Source organism: Paenibacillus alvei DSM 29, from assembly GCF_000293805.1.
GTDB lineage: Bacteria > Bacillota > Bacilli > Paenibacillales > Paenibacillaceae > Paenibacillus_B > Paenibacillus_B alvei.
Genome location: NZ_AMBZ01000010.1, coordinates 195,001 through 211,742, shown reverse-complemented (window position 1 = coordinate 211,742; position 16,742 = coordinate 195,001). Strand labels below are relative to the sequence as shown.

16 protein-coding genes and 2 pseudogenes (1 of these 18 running past the window's edge) are annotated in these 16,742 nt (G+C 45.4%); 17 read left to right on the top strand and 1 reads right to left on the bottom strand.

Annotated elements, in window-relative coordinates; translation table 11 throughout:
- Positions 1 to 195: 195 nt before the first annotated feature.
- From PAV_RS26715 to PAV_RS26640, 16 genes and pseudogenes are all read left to right on the top strand, one after another.
- Positions 196 to 761, top strand: a pseudogene (locus PAV_RS26715) (thioredoxin family protein).
- A 23-nt stretch (positions 762 to 784) separates the two neighbouring features.
- On the top strand, positions 785 to 1,408 hold the full coding sequence (locus PAV_RS26710) for an MBL fold metallo-hydrolase (protein WP_005551243.1): 624 nt from the start codon (positions 785 to 787) through the stop codon (positions 1,406 to 1,408).
- 224 nt (positions 1,409 to 1,632) lie between these two features.
- Positions 1,633 to 2,568, top strand: coding sequence for a formyltransferase family protein (locus tag PAV_RS35675; protein ID WP_005551241.1), 936 nt, complete (start codon positions 1,633 to 1,635; stop codon positions 2,566 to 2,568).
- Positions 2,569 to 2,641: 73 nt separating this feature from the next.
- Positions 2,642 to 3,148 carry an enoyl-CoA hydratase/isomerase family protein gene (locus PAV_RS35670; RefSeq protein ID WP_005551239.1) on the top strand — a complete coding sequence of 169 codons (507 nt, stop codon included), beginning with the start codon at positions 2,642 to 2,644 and terminating at the stop codon, positions 3,146 to 3,148.
- Between the two features lie 481 nt (positions 3,149 to 3,629).
- The gene (locus PAV_RS26695) at positions 3,630 to 4,859 is read left to right on the top strand and encodes a M24 family metallopeptidase (protein ID WP_005551238.1); all 1,230 of its coding nucleotides are present in this window, start codon (positions 3,630 to 3,632) and stop codon (positions 4,857 to 4,859) included.
- Positions 4,860 to 5,010: 151 nt separating this feature from the next.
- The gene (locus tag PAV_RS26690) at positions 5,011 to 5,391 is read left to right on the top strand and encodes a hypothetical protein (RefSeq protein ID WP_005551237.1); all 381 of its coding nucleotides are present in this window, start codon (positions 5,011 to 5,013) and stop codon (positions 5,389 to 5,391) included.
- 171 nt (positions 5,392 to 5,562) lie between these two features.
- Positions 5,563 to 5,850 carry an Asp-tRNA(Asn)/Glu-tRNA(Gln) amidotransferase subunit GatC gene (gene gatC / locus PAV_RS26685; RefSeq protein WP_005551236.1) on the top strand — a complete coding sequence of 96 codons (288 nt, stop codon included), beginning with the start codon at positions 5,563 to 5,565 and terminating at the stop codon, positions 5,848 to 5,850.
- A 39-nt stretch (positions 5,851 to 5,889) separates the two neighbouring features.
- The gene (gatA, locus tag PAV_RS26680; protein WP_157267316.1) at positions 5,890 to 7,329 is read left to right on the top strand and encodes an Asp-tRNA(Asn)/Glu-tRNA(Gln) amidotransferase subunit GatA; all 1,440 of its coding nucleotides are present in this window, start codon (positions 5,890 to 5,892) and stop codon (positions 7,327 to 7,329) included.
- 17 nt (positions 7,330 to 7,346) lie between these two features.
- Positions 7,347 to 8,789, top strand: coding sequence for an Asp-tRNA(Asn)/Glu-tRNA(Gln) amidotransferase subunit GatB (gene gatB, locus PAV_RS26675; RefSeq protein ID WP_005551233.1), 1,443 nt, complete (start codon positions 7,347 to 7,349; stop codon positions 8,787 to 8,789).
- A 156-nt stretch (positions 8,790 to 8,945) separates the two neighbouring features.
- Positions 8,946 to 9,404, top strand: a complete 459-nt coding sequence (locus PAV_RS26670; RefSeq protein WP_157267304.1) for a GNAT family N-acetyltransferase — start codon at positions 8,946 to 8,948, stop codon at positions 9,402 to 9,404.
- Positions 9,322 to 9,818, top strand: a pseudogene (locus tag PAV_RS26665) (MgtC/SapB family protein). Before PAV_RS26670 ends, PAV_RS26665 begins: the two are co-directional and overlap by 83 nt.
- A 477-nt stretch (positions 9,819 to 10,295) precedes the next feature.
- Positions 10,296 to 10,883 (top strand): RNA polymerase sigma factor, encoded by a 588-nt coding sequence (locus PAV_RS26660; RefSeq protein WP_005551228.1) that lies wholly within the window; start codon positions 10,296 to 10,298, stop codon positions 10,881 to 10,883.
- 12 nt (positions 10,884 to 10,895) lie between these two features.
- Positions 10,896 to 11,597, top strand: coding sequence for a DUF6677 family protein (locus PAV_RS26655; RefSeq protein ID WP_005551227.1), 702 nt, complete (start codon positions 10,896 to 10,898; stop codon positions 11,595 to 11,597).
- A 26-nt stretch (positions 11,598 to 11,623) separates the two neighbouring features.
- Positions 11,624 to 12,820 (top strand): DUF4097 family beta strand repeat-containing protein, encoded by a 1,197-nt coding sequence (locus PAV_RS26650; protein WP_005551226.1) that lies wholly within the window; start codon positions 11,624 to 11,626, stop codon positions 12,818 to 12,820.
- Positions 12,821 to 12,966: 146 nt separating this feature from the next.
- Positions 12,967 to 13,407: a peroxide-responsive transcriptional repressor PerR gene (gene perR, locus PAV_RS26645; protein WP_005551225.1), complete on the top strand. Its 441-nt coding sequence runs from the start codon at positions 12,967 to 12,969 to the stop codon at positions 13,405 to 13,407.
- A 119-nt stretch (positions 13,408 to 13,526) separates the two neighbouring features.
- On the top strand, positions 13,527 to 15,290 hold the full coding sequence (locus tag PAV_RS26640; RefSeq protein WP_005551224.1) for a glycosyl hydrolase family 18 protein: 1,764 nt from the start codon (positions 13,527 to 13,529) through the stop codon (positions 15,288 to 15,290).
- A 197-nt stretch (positions 15,291 to 15,487) separates the two neighbouring features.
- On the opposite strand, the gene PAV_RS26635 is transcribed toward PAV_RS26640, so the two are convergent.
- On the bottom strand, positions 15,488 to 15,886 hold the full coding sequence (locus PAV_RS26635) for a DUF2614 family zinc ribbon-containing protein (RefSeq protein WP_005551223.1): 399 nt from the start codon (positions 15,884 to 15,886) through the stop codon (positions 15,488 to 15,490).
- A gap of 120 nt (positions 15,887 to 16,006) precedes the next feature.
- Here PAV_RS26635 and PAV_RS26630 point away from each other — a divergent pair, with 120 nt between their 5' ends.
- A protein-coding gene (locus PAV_RS26630; protein WP_005551222.1) for a hypothetical protein crosses the window boundary here: on the top strand, positions 16,007 to 16,742 show its 5' portion. The gene runs 155 nt beyond the window's last position; the window shows 736 of its 891 coding nt (coding positions 1-736); its start codon is at positions 16,007 to 16,009; its stop codon lies off the right edge, out of view.

Here is a 16,742-nt window from a genome sequence, read left to right as displayed (position 1 = left end):
TTTGCCTACATTACCCACACTCTACCCACAATAACGATGTCAAACATCGGTTAACGTTGTCCAACCTTGTCTATGGCAGAAACCCAGAAAACCGCACTATTTAGGTATTTTGGATAACATTGTCCATTGTTGTATAATGTCTATATATTTTGTTATAAAATATATGAAATCCAAGCGGAAAGAGGAGAACCCGAAATGAGCAAACATGTAGCGAATATATTGGGTCAAGGAATTTCACCGCAAGCATTTATCGACTCTATGCAAAAAACAAGGAAGCCTTCATTTCCTGGTATGATCAGTTTGCTTGGTCAAGTGAAGAGGAAAAGGAGTTTTTCGAGTCACTCCAATATCGTGATGATATCCGCTGTCTTATCTTGGCGGCAGATTGGTGTGGCGATGTAGTTCGCAATGTACCTGTTGTATTCCGCGCTATGGAAGCAGCAGGTATCAGTACTGAGGTATTGATTATGGAGCGGTTCCCCGAGATTATGGATCAATTCCTGACAATGGGCGGACGATCCGTTCCAATCGTTATTTTTGCAGATACGGGCGGTTTTGTTCTTGGTCAATGGGGACCGCGTCCAAGCGATGTTCAGGCTCACATGATTCGATTCAAGCAAGAGAATCCGGATCGTGAAGGACAAGATTATCAAGATAATTTAAAAATAGCCAGACAGCGGATTCTGGAGCAATATGGCGAGGGAACGGGCTATCATGCCCGAATTACGCGCGAGTTGAGAGAACTGCTGTCAGGGTTTTAATATAGCAAGGAGCTGACAAGATATTGTTTACGATTCAAAGTTTCAACCTAGGTCCTGTCCAAACGAACGCTTACCTGTTGACGAACGCAGAGACGAAGGAAGCGGTCGTTATTGATCCCGGTATGAATCCAGATCGATTGCTGCAGGCGCTCGATGGGCTGAGTGTGAAGGCAATATTGCTCACACATGCGCATTTCGATCATATTGGCGGTGTGGATCTCGTACGCAAGGCACACCCATGCCCGGTGTACATTCATGAGCTTGAAGCAGAATGGCTGACAACACCAGAGCTTAATGGCTCGACAATGTGGCAGCAAGTAACGCCGCCAATGTCTATGAAGCCAGCCGAACATTTGCTGCAAGATGGGGATACGCTGGAGCTTATCGGTCATTCCTTCTACGTGATGCATACGCCGGGGCATTCGCCAGGCAGTGTGAGCTTCCTCCATGACAAGCACTTGTTCGCTGGTGACGTTCTATTCCGCGAAAGTGTGGGGAGAACGGATCTGAGAGACGGCAGTATGAAGACATTGTTGAATTCGATTCATAAAAAGCTGTACACACTGAGTGACGAAGTAACGGTCTATCCAGGGCATGGCCCGACAACGACAATTGGCTATGAGAAGAGCCATAACCCGTTTACTTAATATGAGGCTGGACTAGTAAAAAAGCGTTAAGTATTCCTGATATACAAGGGTGCTTAATGCTTTTTTCTTTATTTTTTTGGATTGCTGAAAAGAAGAGGTTTCAATATTTTCCATATTCTTCTTGTTTATGGTATACTTAGGAAAGGAAGCGCGTAGCATCGATGGGCTGTCTGCAAGTACTCCATTTTTAAAGATTGAAGATTATACGAAGGGAATAAGCAGGTATGAAAATTTTATTTATCACAACTGCTCATAATAGCATGAGTCAAAGAATGTTTGTAGAACTAACAGATCGAGGTTACAAGGTGGAAATTCACATTACAACAACTAAATGTGACATGATTAAAACTGTTCAAAATCAGAATCCAGATTTAATTATATGCCCGTTTTTAAAAACAGCAATTCCAGAAGAAATTTGGAAAAATTACGTGTGTATCATTGTTCATCCAGGGATTGTGGGAGATCGCGGCCCTTCTTCATTAGATTGGGCAATCACTAATAATCTGCCGGAGTGGGGTGTCACTTTCCTACAAGCAAATCATGAGATGGATGCAGGGGATATATGGTCTACAGACAATTTTGTGATGAGCAATAAAACGAAGAGTGCATTATATCGCCACGAAGTTACACAAGCAGGGGTAAATTGTTTATTAGATGTAATAAAGAAATTTCAGAGTAATCGATTTTCTCCTATCCCCCTTAATTATGAAAATTCAGAAGTAAAAGGGCGGCTCCATATTACAATGAAACAAATACATCGGAAGATTGATTGGAATGATTCTACAGAAGTGATTTTTAAAAAGATTTGTGCAGCAGACAGTAACCCGGGAGTTCTTGATACAATTTTTGAAGAAGAATACTATTTGTATGGGGCTCACAAAGAAAGTAAACTCAGAGGTGCACCGGGTGAAATTATTGGAAAACGTGATGGGGCGATTTGTCGTGCTACCGGTGATGGAGCAATCTGGATCACACATTTGAAACCTAAGGGATATTTTAAAATTCCTGCTGCACTCGCGTTAAAGAATAAGTTAGATCATATACCAGAGTATTCTTTAACGCCTTTTGAAATATATACAGGAGACTCATATAGAGAGATTTTTTATGAAGAAAAAATAAAGTTGGATATTTATATTTCAATTTCTATAATGGAGCGATGAGTACAGAACAATGTATACGTCTGCAAGAAACGTTGATTGATATAAAAAAAGAGAGATAACTGTACTTGTATTAATGGGAGGACATGATTTTTGGTCAAATGGTATTCATTTAAATACGATTGAGCACAGTGAAAACCCTGCGGATGAATCATGGAGAAACATTAATGCTATGAATGATTTAATTTTGGAGATTATATCTATGAACTCTAAACTGGTTATATCAGCTCTACAAGGAAACGCTGGAGCTGGTGGAGTAATTTTAGCACTTGCAGCTGATTATATATATGCTCGAGATGGTGTGGTTTTAAATCCTCATTATAAAAAAATGGGTGGTTTATTTGGATCAGAGTATTGGACATATCTTCTTCCAAAACGTGTAGGGGACAAGAAAGCGTACGAATTAACAGAGAAATGCTTGCCAATTAGTACTGCAACTGCAAAATCTATAGGGTTATTAGATGATGTATTTGGTCAAACTGCAGTAGAGTTTGTAGAGCAAATCGTTTTTCGTGCGGAAACAATAGCAAATTCTTTGGATTTTCAACAGTTTATTTCGAAAAAAATGAAAAAGAAAAAATGATGAAGCAAGCAAAGCACTAAATCAATATCGAGAAGAAGAGTTAAAGCATATGTGGAATAATTTCTATGGTCTAGATAAGAGCTATCATATCGCGCGACATAATTTTGTATATAAAATTCCTTGTACAAGTAGTACATTAAACTGTACTCTAAGTTAAGAGAGAAAGGTGATTCAGTTTATCATTCTCGGTTCTGTTGCAAAGTTTAAAAAGCAGAAACAAGTATTGATGGGCTAGTAAAAAAGCGTTAAGTATTCCTGATATACAAGGGTGCTTAATGCTTTTTTCTTTATCTTTTTTGGCTTGCTGAAAAGAAGAGGTTTCAATTTTGCTAGCTTCTTCTTATTCATGGTATGCTCAGGAAGGAAGGCACACAGCATCGATGGGCTGTCTGCATACGGTTCTGGACAGTCCCTTTTCACAAAACGGAACACAATCTGTGCAAGTGAAGCATAATCACGTAACATAGGGAGGAGACAGCCTATGAATACCGAACAGTCAAAGGATGAAATAATCAAAGCAGAGCACCATGGTCGAATTGCCCGCCTTCAGCACAAGATGGAGATTGCAGGGATCGATTTGTACTTAGTTACACACAACCTGGATATATATTACTTAACAGGCTCGATGCAGACCGGCTATGTACTTGTGCCAAAATGCGGCGAAGCCGTCTATTTCGTGAAGCGCAGCTATCCGCGCGCGCAAAAGGAGTCGATCATTCGCACAGCTCCGCTTGGTTCATTCCGTCAGCTTGGTGAGACGATCCGATCTTACTATGAAGCGTTGTTCCAAGGGGAAGGATCTGTCGTCATTGCAACAGAGTTCGATGTGCTGCCTGTTCAGCAGTATGAACGATTGAAGGCGGTCATTCCTGGAACGAGCTGGACGGATGGCTCTACCCTGTTCCGCGAGCTGAGAATGCTTAAATCCGCCTATGAGCTGGATCGCATTCGGACGGCAGCCTCAGCGGCCCATCAAGTGCTTGATGCCGCAGCAGATTATATTCGACCAGGCATGACAGAGCTGGAGCTCATTGCGTATATTGAACGTGAATTCCGGCTTAAAGGGCATGTTGGTTTAATTCGGATGCATGGCTATAATCAGGAGCTTGTTACGGGGATGGTGGCCTCGGGAAGTGCAGCTGCAGAGCCTTCCTATTTCGATGGACCAGCTGGTGGGCTTGGGCTGACGCCTGCGAGTCCGCAAGGTTCCAGTCGGAAGCCAATAGAAGTGAATGAGCCTGTTCTTGTTGATATCGGGTGCTGCATCGACGGATACGTTATTGATCAGACACGCACACTCGTCATGGGCCAACTGGAGGAGGAACTGCAGCGCGCATACGACGCGTCGGAAGCGATATTGCGTGCGACGGAGAAGCGATTGAAGCCGGGTACGGTGTGCGAGTCGCTGTATGTAGACGCACTTGCAATGGCGGAATCGTTCGGGCTGCAAGATCACTTTATGGGATATGGCGAGGATCAAGTTAAATTTCTCGGACATGGCATTGGCATGGAAATTGATGAATGGCCTGTTCTTGCTCGCGGATTTAAGCAGCCGCTGCAAGAAGGAATGGTTATCGCGATCGAGCCCAAATTCACCTTTCCAGGTCGTGGTGTAGTAGGAATTGAGAATACATACCTGATTACTGCAGATGGATATGAAACGTTAACGACAGCTGAAGAAGGATTGCGGATCATTTCTTCGTATGCATAGGCACAAGCGAGGGTCAGATTTGAAGCTATAGCCGTAAGTAATTATAGAGAATGCTTTTGTGACCAATTGATATACTCGTACGTATACATTTACAGGAGCCATAAATTCTAGTACCATATAAACTACATCTAACGGATGGGAGGCATGGACAATGCTGCCTTTGGGAGAGAAAGTAGTCATTGTTGCCGACCGTTTCGAACAACATTTGCCTATCGGGGAATACGGCTATATTATTGCCTATGACCGCAATGCAGACAACGCATTCGACTATGTCATCCGAGTTCCGAGAGCAAACCGCAACTTTTTTGTGCCAGCATCCGACGTCGATCAAGAGGAACGGCTGCTGCAGCAGGAAGCGGACCGCATCGAACGGGAAGCACTTATCGATTATGCACTGGCGACTCATAATGAATCGTTATTCCGTCGAATTATGAACGGAGGCGCAGAACCTGAGAGTGAAGAGAGCGAACAGGACGGCGCAATGTCACAAGAAGAGTTCATTCGCCAAGTGAATTTAAGAGCTTGGATTTAAAGAAGACACCGATCACCGGATATTCCGGTGCTTCGGTGTTTTTTTGCATTTTGGATTGAAGTGAAGATTACACCGTCCTTATGCAGAATGACGCGTTGAGTTGATTACGCTTCTAAGCTATAATAAGGGGATGAATTTGGCCATGATGGCGCAAGGAGGAACTGGCTGCCGATGAGCATTCACGCAAAAGACGTCGAGCACGTTGCTAAGTTGGCAAGACTCGACTTGAGCAATGAAGAGAAAGAGCGTTACACGGAACAACTGAACGCGATTCTAAAATATGCAGAAAAATTAAATGAGTTAAATACGGATGACGTTACACCGACGACCCATGTTCTGCCGATTCGGAATGTCATGCGTGAGGATGAAGCGCGTCCTTCGCTGCCGATAGAAAAGGTAATGGCTAACGCGCCGGAGGAAGAAGAAGGACAATTCAAAGTACCGGCCGTTCTGGAATAAGCGAAATAAAGGAGGATGCCCGCATTGACGCCACTTGAGATGTCATTAACGGAAGCAAGACAAGCAATATTGGAGCGCAAGCTCTCCGTCTCTGAATTGGTGGACGCGTCATTCCGACGCATTGCCAGCACGGACGAGCAGGTGCAAGCATTTCTTACGATGAATGAAGGTGCCCGTACCGAGGCGGCTGCAATCGACAAGCGCATCGCAGCAGGGGAAGAGCTCGGCTTCTTGGCCGGTATCCCTGCAGGGGTGAAGGACAATATCGTAACAGAGGGAATTCGCACAACCTGTGCAAGTAAGTTCCTTGATAACTTTGTACCCGTGTATGACGGAACAGTATCCCGCAAGCTGAAGGAAGCGGGAGCAATTACAATCGGTAAGCTGAACATGGACGAATTTGCAATGGGCGGTTCGAATGAGAATTCTGCTTATCGTACGACACGCAACCCTTGGGATTTGGAACGTGTTCCGGGCGGTTCCAGCGGTGGTTCTGCCGCTTCCGTAGCTGCGGGACAAGTTGCATTTTCATTAGGTTCTGATACAGGCGGTTCGATTCGCCAGCCGGCATCCTATTGTGGCGTTGTTGGCTTGAAGCCGACATATGGCCTCGTATCTCGCTTTGGTTTGGTTGCTTTCGCATCCTCATTGGATCAAATCGGTCCAATTACGAGAAACGTAGAAGATGCAGCCCTAGTGCTCCAAGCGATTGCTGGCTATGACAAGATGGACTCGACTTCAGCGGAGGTAGATATCCCAGATTATGCGGGCCAGTTGACAGGAAATGTGGCAGGTCTGCGAATTGGAGTGCCTTCTGAATATATTGGACAAGGCGTCGATCCGAAGGTGAAGGAAGCGGTGCTTGCTGCCTTGAAAGTATTTGAGGATATGGGAGCAACTTGGGAAGAAGTATCGATGCCGCATACCGAATACGCGGTGGCGACTTACTACCTGCTTGCTTCCTCGGAGGCTTCGTCCAACCTGGCTCGTTTTGACGGTGTTCGCTATGGAGTACGCGCGGACAACCCTGACAATCTGCTTGATCTATACCATCGTTCCCGCAGTGAAGGATTCGGACAGGAAGTGAAGCGCCGCATTATGCTGGGCACTTATGCACTCAGCTCCGGCTATTATGATGCCTATTACTTGAAGGCGCAAAAAGTCCGCACCTTGATTAAGCGCGACTTTGACGAAGCGTTTAACAAGTTCGATATTTTGCTTGGACCTACAGCACCGACTACGGCGTTCCGCATCGGTGAGCAAATTAATGATCCACTAGCAATGTACTTGAATGATATATTGACGATCCCGGTCAGCTTGGCTGGCGTTCCAGCAATTAGTATCCCGTGTGGGCTGGCTGATGGAATGCCTGTCGGTTTGCAGTTGATTGGTAAGGCGTTCGACGAAGCTACAGTGCTTCGGGCGGCCCATGCGTTCGAACAACGCACGGAGTTCCATAAGCTGCGTCCGCAGTTGTAATTGAGGAGGCTTACGACATGCCAAGTACGAAATATGAAACGGTCATCGGCTTGGAAGTGCACGTTGAGCTGCACACCAACTCGAAAATCTTTTGTGGCTGCTCCACCGAATTCGGAGCTCCGCCTAATACCCATACTTGTCCGATTTGCTTAGGTCATCCCGGTGTATTGCCGGTGTTGAACCGCCAAGCGGTCGAATATGCAATGAAGGCTGCTATGGCGTTGAACTGCGAAATAGCGCCGATTAGCAAGTTCGATCGGAAAAATTATTTCTATCCTGACTCCCCGAAAGCATATCAAATTTCTCAATATGATCAACCGATCGGTCAAAATGGCTGGATCGATATTGAAGTGAACGGGGAAACGAAGCGGATCGGCATTAACCGACTGCACTTGGAAGAAGATGCAGGCAAGCTGACTCACGTTGATGGCGGCTATGCTTCCCTCGTTGATTTCAACCGTGTAGGCACACCGCTCGTAGAGATCGTATCTGAACCTGAGCTTCATTCACCAGAAGAAGCGAAGGCATATTTAGAAAAGCTGAAGGCGATTATGCAATATTGTGACGTATCTGACGTGAAGATGGAGGAAGGCTCTCTGCGTTGCGATGCGAACATCAGCTTGCGCCCGATTGGTCAGAAAGAACTGGGCACCAAGGCGGAACTGAAAAATATGAACTCCTTCCGCGGCGTTCAGCGCGGTCTTGAATATGAAGAAGAGCGTCAAGCGGATATCCTCGATGATGGCGGCAAAGTGGTACAAGAGACACGCCGCTGGGACGAAGCGCAGGGACGTACACTTACGATGCGCAGTAAGGAAGAAGCCCACGATTATCGCTACTTCCCGGATCCTGATCTGGTCACACTTATTATCGATGAGGAGTGGAGAGAACGTGTACGTCAATCCATTCCGGAATTGCCGGATGCGCGCAAGGCTCGTTATACGAGCGAATATGGCTTAACAAGCTACGATGCAGAAGTTATTACGGCATCGAAGAAGCTGGCTGATTTGTTCGAGGAGAGCCTTCAATATACGAAGGACGCGAAAGCAGTAGCAAACTGGATTATGGGCGACCTACTCGGGTACTTGAACGCGAATGGCCTTGAAGCGGATGCTTCAAAAGTTACCGGTCAGGGCTTGGGCGAAATGATCGGCTTGATTGAAAAGGGCACGATCAGTTCCAAAATCGCTAAGACCGTCTTCAAGGAGATGCTGGAGACTGGAAAGGCTCCTCAAGCTATTGTTGAAGAGAAGGGGCTTGTACAAATTAGCGATGAAGGTGCAATTAAGACTGTCGTTGAGCAAGTAATTGCGAGCAACCCGCAATCAGTTGAGGATTACCGTGCGGGCAAGCAGAAGGCGATTGGCTTCCTCGTGGGACAAGTCATGAAGGAAACGAAGGGGAAGGCTAACCCTGGTCTTGTAAATCAATTACTGGTTCAATGCTTGGGCGAGCTGTAAGATATTCAATCGAATCTGGCACCGAATTTAGAAAAGGAATGCGGAAAGCATTAGAAAATACAGAGCAATGCAGAAAAGCGGAGTGAATCTCCGCTTTTCTTGTAGCTTTATATGATTTTCATAAGGATTGTAATGTGTGATTCCGATAAGGTGGGGATGTTCGTGATACGTCAGCTGCAAATGAGTGATGATGCAACCTTGGATCAACTGTGGAATCTGCAACAGGCCGCATATCGAATAGAAGCGGATATGATCGGTTTTGACAAGATACCGCCCTTGTTAGAAACGGTAGACGATCTGCGCAGAACTAGTGAAATATTTTTTGGCTGGTGGGAGGGGCAGCAGTTGGCTGGAGCCGTATCTATTGAGATGATCGGACCGGTCGTTATGGATATATGCAGGCTTATGGTACGACCGGACTATTTTCGTAGAGGTATTGGAGCTGGTCTATTAAGCCATGTGCTGCATATGCCGGACGTGCATACGCACCGAATTGCAACAGGAGTTCGCAATATACCTGCATTGACGTTGTATGAGCGCGAAGGTTTTCAATATGTGCGCGACGAAGAAATTGCACCAGGCGTGTGGCTTCGCCATTTGGAAAGAAAGGGGTAGGGTTCATATGGAATTGCTCGCGGAGATACCTGCAACGAGTCCGTGGGTAATTGATGACTTTTCGTTGACCCTCCGATTACTGCTTGCGATGCTTCTCGGTGGCTTGATTGGATTGGAAAGGGAACAGGCGAATCACCCGGCGGGGCTGCGTACACATATTTTGGTTTGTATTGGTTCTGCACTGATTATGCTGTTGTCTATTTATGGATTTTCAAGCTTCGTATATGAAGGAAATGTACGTGTAGATCCTGCTTGTCTTGCCACTGCGGTTATTACAGGATTGGTTTTCTTGGCGCAGGAACGATTATTTTTACAGGCAAGTCAATCGCAGGCCTTACAACGGCTGCTTCGTTATGGGTTGTTGCGGCGATTGGATTGGCTGTAGGTGCTGGTTTCAATACGCGGCTGTGGTAACGACGATCCTTGTTATTGTTATTTTGTTTGGGTTTAATAAGGTGGAACAGCGATTTTTCAGTGGGAAGCGTATTCGCGTTTTGACTCTGGATGCGGACTCTACTTCTGAGTTTCTTCATGAGCTCCATGTGTTCATGGAATCACATGATGTTATCGTGAAGAAGATGACGTTCTAACGGTTATTGAACCAACCCGATGATCCGATGACAGGAAAGCGGGCAGCATTACAGCTTATTCTCGGTATTCCGAAGCAGTTTGGCATGTTTTTATTTGTTGGCAGCTTGAACGAATAAACGGTGTCCGGACGGTTACTATGGAATAAGTCCAAAGTGATCCTAGACTAAAGTCGGTGAAACCTTCCTAGACTCGGGAAGGTTTCTTTCATTTCTCTTTCCAACGTACAATAAACGTAAGCTTATTTCGTACGGCAAAGCAAATTCATGCAAGAATGTTGCTGAGTGGAGAAGGGAAGAGATTATGGTGTATCGTAAGTTAACGCAATTTTCGGATGAACTTATCGTGAGTCAAGTACAGCAAGGTAATGAGGAAGCGATGCGTATTTTAGTGGAAAGATACCGTCCGTTTGTGATAACGTGTATTTGTCAGACGGTACAAGACCGCTATTTAGCAGAGGACATCGCACAAGATGTATTCGTGAAGGCTTATCGCCATATTCATTCATTCCGTGGAGATTCGAAATTCACGACATGGCTTTATCGGCTTACGAAGAATCAAATGATTGATATATTGCGCAAAAAACGCAAGGAAAGCCATGTAGAACTAGAACCGTATCATATTGCGTCCATCCAACTTCATGACGTTACAGACATGCCAGATGAACTTATCATCAAGAAAGAAAGATGTGAAGAAGTGCGGCGCGCACTTCGAGCACTGCCTGAAAAGTATCGCATGGTGATGGAGCTGTACCATATGCGGCAGCGAAGCTATGCAGAAATTGCACAGGTGTTGGAAATGCCGGTTCGAACGGTTGAAACAAGATTATATCGCGCTAAAATGTTGTTTAAGCGAGCATGGCAAGAACGTGCTGGAATAGGGGCTATGTAAGGAGGGGATAACGTGGCTGAACGAAACGACGAACCGTTTCATGATTTGAATAGAGAAATAGACAGGGAGTATACGACAAAGGAGCAAGCAACAAATAAAGAACAGGATGAACAATTCCTTCGTAAGCGTCTGGAGCAGCTCGAACGTAGAGGCCGCATGTCTCGCGCTCATGAGGATCATCGTGGGTTTTCCCCAGGCCCGGGAGCGCCTGTACCGCCCCCGCCGCATCCGATGTATGGAACGATGCCTCCGAAGAAAAGTAAATTTGTTTCCTTGTTTCTATCCTTTATCTTCCCTGGAGCGGGTCACTTTTACTTGGGATTAATGCAGCGCGGGCTACTTATTATGATGATGCTGGCGTTGGATATCGTAGCGATTGTATACTTTACAGCTATAGATGCTAAGGTTAATGTGCCGCTTGTTGTGTTGCTTGGATTAATGCTCCCAGTTATCTACTTCTTCAATCTGTTTGATGCGCTGCAGTATACGGAACGAGTAAATCATCAAGCGATGTATGGGGGATTTGAGCCAGTGCGGCAGGGGCCGCTCTTAGGGCTGCTTCTTTTGTTTTGCGGTGTTGCAATGCTACTGCTAACCGTTGATCCAGTCTGGCTACGATGGTTCTTTACGTATGCGGGATCCTATGCGGGAGCTGCGCTCCTCATTGGCGGCGGTATCTTTTTGCTTATTAAGGAATCACGCAAGAGACGCTGACGGACAACAGGAGGAGATGGTCTTCAGTGGTTAAGGTAGGAAGAATAACTGCATCATTGCTTCTTGTCACTGTCGGAATTATGTTGCTGTGCGATCAGTTGTTTGGATTCCATACCTTACAATTGTTACTGACATGGTGGCCCTTGATATTTATTATTTGGGGCATCGAGTATATATGGACTGGCGTGTATCATAGTAAAAAAGGAGATACTAGACGGCTCCGTTTAGATTTTTTAGGCATATTTGTTTCGGTGTTCGTCGCAGTATCCGTATTTATGATTGCTCAACCATCCCTTTTCCGCGATTGGGTAAGGAGCATCCAATTTGACTTCTCGATGATGAAGGAGATGACTGGTGATAAGGGAATGGCAATCCAGCTTCCTAAAGTCGAGCACCTCATTCCTGAATCGGTGTCAAAGCTGGTTGTGCGCAATGACAACGGATCGGTAACGGTTCAAACAGGAAATGTGCAGAAGATTGATGTAGAGCTGAGCGCGATTGCGATCGGGGTAGATAGAGATACTGCACAATCGTTGGCTCATCAATCTGGAGTGAACATTACGGATAATTCTGAAAATCACATGGTGACAATATCGGCAGATGGCGCGAAATACGCAGGTTCACAGCAACGAATCAAGATTGACATGATCATCACCATTCCGCTTCATCTCGCATGGTCGACGGATGTGAAAGCCAGTAACGGCGACATTGCTATCCATGATATGAAGGCCGAATCGGTGGCAAGAAGCAATAATGGAGACGTTAAGCTGCTTAACATCGAAGGATCAGTTCAGGTAGAGACGATGAATGGTAATCTGTTTGTACAAAATATCCATGGAGATGCCAAAGCATCAACTATGCATGGGGATATTACCATATATGACGTTCGTGGAAAGACAACGGCGGAAACGAAATCTGGAGACATTGACATTCATGAATCGGCAGGTGCCGTACAGGCTGAAACCTTAAGTGGAGACATGCTTATCGAGTCTCAGGATATCGGTGGGAATTGGAAATTACAGAACATGGCAGGTGATACGACCATCGGCATTCCAGAATGGGCAGATATTGCGATTCACGCGACAAATAGCTTTGGCGACATCAATGTGGATTCGGATTTGCCATTCCGAATTGTAAAGAATAAAGTAGAGGGTACAATAGGAAATGCCATGTATCAAGTAAATTTGGACACAAATGGTGACATAAGCATACAAAAACGGTAACAGCGCGTCGTATTAAGGATTGACAAAATAAAAAACTTCCACGTACAATGGACATATAGAAATTATTTTCTGAGAATCGTTACAATCTACGATTTGATTGGGTAACCCGTATAGAACTAATGTGAGCGTAGAAGGCGGTGGACAAGATGAAAACGCGGGTTCAACATGCATTAGGGCATCTGAAAATGTCCGGAGTACGCATCACGCCACAGAGACATGCGATATTGGCTTACCTGATGGATGCGATGAATCATCCGACAGCAGATGAAATATATCGAGCACTCGAACCGGATTTTCCGAGTATGAGCGTTGCTACCGTATACAATAACTTGAAGCTGTTTATTGAAGCGGGGCTCGTTCGTGAATTGACATATGGGGACAGTTCTAGCCGATTTGATGCCAACGTAACGGATCACTATCATGCCATTTGCGAGCGGTGCGGCAAGATTGTTGATTTCGCCATTCCAGAATTAATGGAATCGGTGGAGAAATCGGCTTCGGAGGCAACTGGGTTTATCGTACGGGGACATCGGATGGAAGTTTATGGTGTATGTCAATCCTGTGCGGAATCGGCTAAGGAGCAATAAATGATGGTCGATATTCAATATAATGCACAAATGTAAATGCGCGCGGCAAATTAATGCTAGCGCGCTTTTTTATTTGAAATGAATACATGTATGCAGTCTTAGAGTGGGAGTGACTTTAGATGAGAAACAATGGGATGGGGAGAGGCGCCCCGCATTACCGCGCTTCACAAGGAGGCAGAAGGAAGCGCAAAAAAGGTAGGGGAGGCGGTTGTCTCTTTATCATAATTGGCTTGGCTATTTTAGGTGCAAGCATATGGAAGGGCTGGGATGGCATCAGGGATTGGCTCCCGGGTTATAATATGGCTGATTCTGAAATGTCTCGCGTAGAACAGCCATTAATATGGGACGGTACTTGGAGTGGATATGGAACGAAGGGGAAAGGAAAGCAACTGCTTATCCCCGTTCAGGCTTTGTCTGATAAGCTCCCTGTTGTATATGAGGAGAGTTCCGATGCGGTGATTATGACAAGTTCGAAGGATGTTGCCTCTTTGCCGCTTGGAAGTTCTACTGGAAGTTTGAATGGTCAAGAAAAGAAATGGTCGGCTGCCGCTGAACGAATTGGCGGTGAAATATATGTTCCGATGACCGCTTTACAAGACATATACGGTTTAAATGCTAAGCAATACGACACAAATGGTGCAGTTCAGATTAGTACACCGGGTCAATCTCTTCAGCTTGGTATCGTTGCACAGCAACAGGAGGATAAGGAAATAGTTTTGCGGCAAAGCCCGGATAACCAAGCTGCGATTGTAGAAAAACTTGCGGGCGGAACGAAGGTAACCATTTGGAAAGAGGAAGGGGAATGGCTCCGAGTTGAGGCAGAAGGCGGCAACATCGGTTACGCAGCGAAAGATGAGATTCAACGTAAGGAAAGGATCACAGTTCCGCTGGCTTCTCCGGCGCCCGTACCGAAGTTCGTGAAGGAGAAGCGGCCTGTAAGTTTGGCTTGGGAAGCTGTTTATTCGCGCAACCCGGATCCTGCTAAGTTGCCTTCCATGCCTGGAACGAATGTTATTAGCCCGACATGGTTCAGTTTGGCTGATAATGAGGGAAATGTAGATGAAAAGGCAGAACCTCGCCTTGTACAATGGGCCCATCAGAATGACAAACAGGTATGGGCATTATATAGCAACAGCTTTGATCCAGATCGAACGACTGCTTCGCTCGCGACCTTTGACAAGCGAAATCGAACGATCGAGCAGTTGGTTAAGTTGGCGGATAAATACAGTGTAGATGGCATCAATATTGACTATGAGAATGTAAATGTAGAAGATCGCGATAAATTAACGCAGTTTGTCCGAGAGCTTACTCCTCGTTTGCATGCGAAAGGCCTTGTTGTATCCATTGATGTAACGGCCAAGTCAGGGAGCGACAGATGGTCTCAATTTCTAGATCGTGAACAACTTGCCCGTTCAGTCGATTTCATGATGGTTATGGCCTATGATGAGCATTGGGCGACCAGTCCGACGGCAGGTTCTGTCGCATCCTTGCCGTGGGTGGAAAATGCGATGAAGCGAATTATGGACGAAGACAATGTTCCTTCGGAAAAGCTTGTGCTCGGGATGCCGTTGTATACACGCATATGGACGGAAAAGGCAGAAGGAGGAGAAGTGAAGGTATCCTCTAAAGCAGTTGGTATGCAAAAAGTTCAAGATTTGATTCAGGAACGTAAGTTAAAGCCTTTATTTTCAGAGAGCACAGGTCAACACTACATCGAGTACGAGGAAGAAGGATCGACTCAGAAAATATGGATTGAAGACAAGCATTCCATTCAGTCCCGGATTCAGTTGGCGGAACGTCTCAAACTTGGCGGAGTAGCAGTATGGGCCCGGAGCTTCGCGGATGACGGAATATGGAATGTACTGAAATATCGGAACTCATAATTAGAATTTTACAATGATTGAAATGAAATAAAAGACCCTATCTTTCTGAATAGAGAGAGAGGGTCTTTCTTATTGCTAGAAATTGATTTGTTCACTCACTAGGAGCGAGCTCGTGAAATCAGAGATGTATATTCATGCTGTTGTAGGGTTCAACGAGTTTTCTTGCAGGAAATCTCTTTTCGAGCATTCTTCCATCGCTATGATATTGTAATATCATTTTTCTTGTCTTGCTCTGCGTTGCTTTCTACAGCTCCACTTTCTGCAGTAGCTTTATTAGGATCAAGTGTCAGTATGGTTCTGCAGAACATACAACGATCAGTTTTTCCAAGAATTTTGGTTTGCCTTGCACACTCTGGGCACTCTAGCACTACTGCACTGGTTGACAGCATTCCGGCCCAAAAGTAGATTGCAACGCTTCCTAAAAGCAGAATCATCCCCAGAACCATGAACACTCCAGCGAAGACACGTCCTTGTGTGCCCCACATGAGGATGCCGGATGTACCAAGCACCATCATTCCCATTCCAGCTAAAGTAAGTACAAGTCCCCACAAGCGAAATTCATTGATTTTACTCGTTTTAAAAAGACGTTGTTTCATCGCAGCCTCTCCATTTCAAGATTGAAAATGTTTTCGAAGGAAGAAGGAAAGAGAGTTTCTATGTAGAATTATAAACTATCATTTGATGTAAAAGAAAGCCAAAAAAGCGTGGGGTCGAGAATGAAACATGTATTGGATAACTCCATTGATCAATTAATTGGTGCAGCTACAGTTAGCGGTCTTTATATATTGGAGCGCAACCAATTGGATGCTGATATGCACCAATATATTGAATGGGATCGCTATGTGCTGGTTGTTGATGAAGAGTGTCCGTCTCATCCTTATGAGTCGATGGAAGTGTCGGCTGACGACAGCTCTGTTGCGCGCTGGATATGCATTCACCCAGACAGGTGGGAGGAATGGAGCGTTTCGGATGAGGCAAGATCACTGCTTCCATTTTTCGGGCGTGGCAATATTCGAGTGGATCGCGATGGGATGCTGGCATTATGGCAGGAGCAGTTGATTCAGGAAGAGAAGACGCCGAATCAAATGCAGTATATGAAGACATATGCGCTGTTCCTGGAGGCATGTAATCAAGCGAAGCATTTACGCAAGCTGGAATATATGCTTGATGCCTATCGATGCGTGGATTTTGCATTTTATCATTTGGCTTCACTTGCGATTATGGAGCAAGGGGAAATGCCAAGACAAGCACTCTGGCAGCAAGTAAAGAGATTAAATCTAGGTGTCTATAAAATGTATGAGGAATTTACGACGAGCTCAGAAACCGTATCGCAACGAATTGAGCTTGCCATGCTTGCCTGTGAGTTCTCACTGGCAACGAAGAGTGCGGAATGCTGTGCCCCGTTATTGAACTGGCTGAAGCAGGCAAAAGGGCCAGTACCTATATCAGATA

What these genes read in the sequence shown, in the direction of transcription:
- perR (WP_005551225.1), top strand. Translation starts at nt 12,967, where the DNA reads ATGAAAACGCGGGTTCAACATGCATTAGGGCATCTGAAAATGTCCGGA.
- PAV_RS26660 (WP_005551228.1), top strand. Translation starts at nt 10,296, where the DNA reads ATGGTGTATCGTAAGTTAACGCAATTTTCGGATGAACTTATCGTGAGT.
- PAV_RS26635 (WP_005551223.1), bottom strand. Translation starts at nt 15,886, where the DNA reads ATGAAACAACGTCTTTTTAAAACGAGTAAAATCAATGAATTTCGCTTG.
- PAV_RS35670 (WP_005551239.1), top strand. Translation starts at nt 2,642, where the DNA reads ATGGGAGGACATGATTTTTGGTCAAATGGTATTCATTTAAATACGATT.
- PAV_RS26695 (WP_005551238.1), top strand. Translation starts at nt 3,630, where the DNA reads ATGAATACCGAACAGTCAAAGGATGAAATAATCAAAGCAGAGCACCAT.
- PAV_RS26670 (WP_157267304.1), top strand. Translation starts at nt 8,946, where the DNA reads ATGTTCGTGATACGTCAGCTGCAAATGAGTGATGATGCAACCTTGGAT.
- PAV_RS26640 (WP_005551224.1), top strand. Translation starts at nt 13,527, where the DNA reads ATGAGAAACAATGGGATGGGGAGAGGCGCCCCGCATTACCGCGCTTCA.
- PAV_RS26690 (WP_005551237.1), top strand. Translation starts at nt 5,011, where the DNA reads ATGCTGCCTTTGGGAGAGAAAGTAGTCATTGTTGCCGACCGTTTCGAA.
- gatA (WP_157267316.1), top strand. Translation starts at nt 5,890, where the DNA reads ATGTCATTAACGGAAGCAAGACAAGCAATATTGGAGCGCAAGCTCTCC.
- PAV_RS35675 (WP_005551241.1), top strand. Translation starts at nt 1,633, where the DNA reads ATGAAAATTTTATTTATCACAACTGCTCATAATAGCATGAGTCAAAGA.
- gatC (WP_005551236.1), top strand. Translation starts at nt 5,563, where the DNA reads ATGAGCATTCACGCAAAAGACGTCGAGCACGTTGCTAAGTTGGCAAGA.
- gatB (WP_005551233.1), top strand. Translation starts at nt 7,347, where the DNA reads ATGCCAAGTACGAAATATGAAACGGTCATCGGCTTGGAAGTGCACGTT.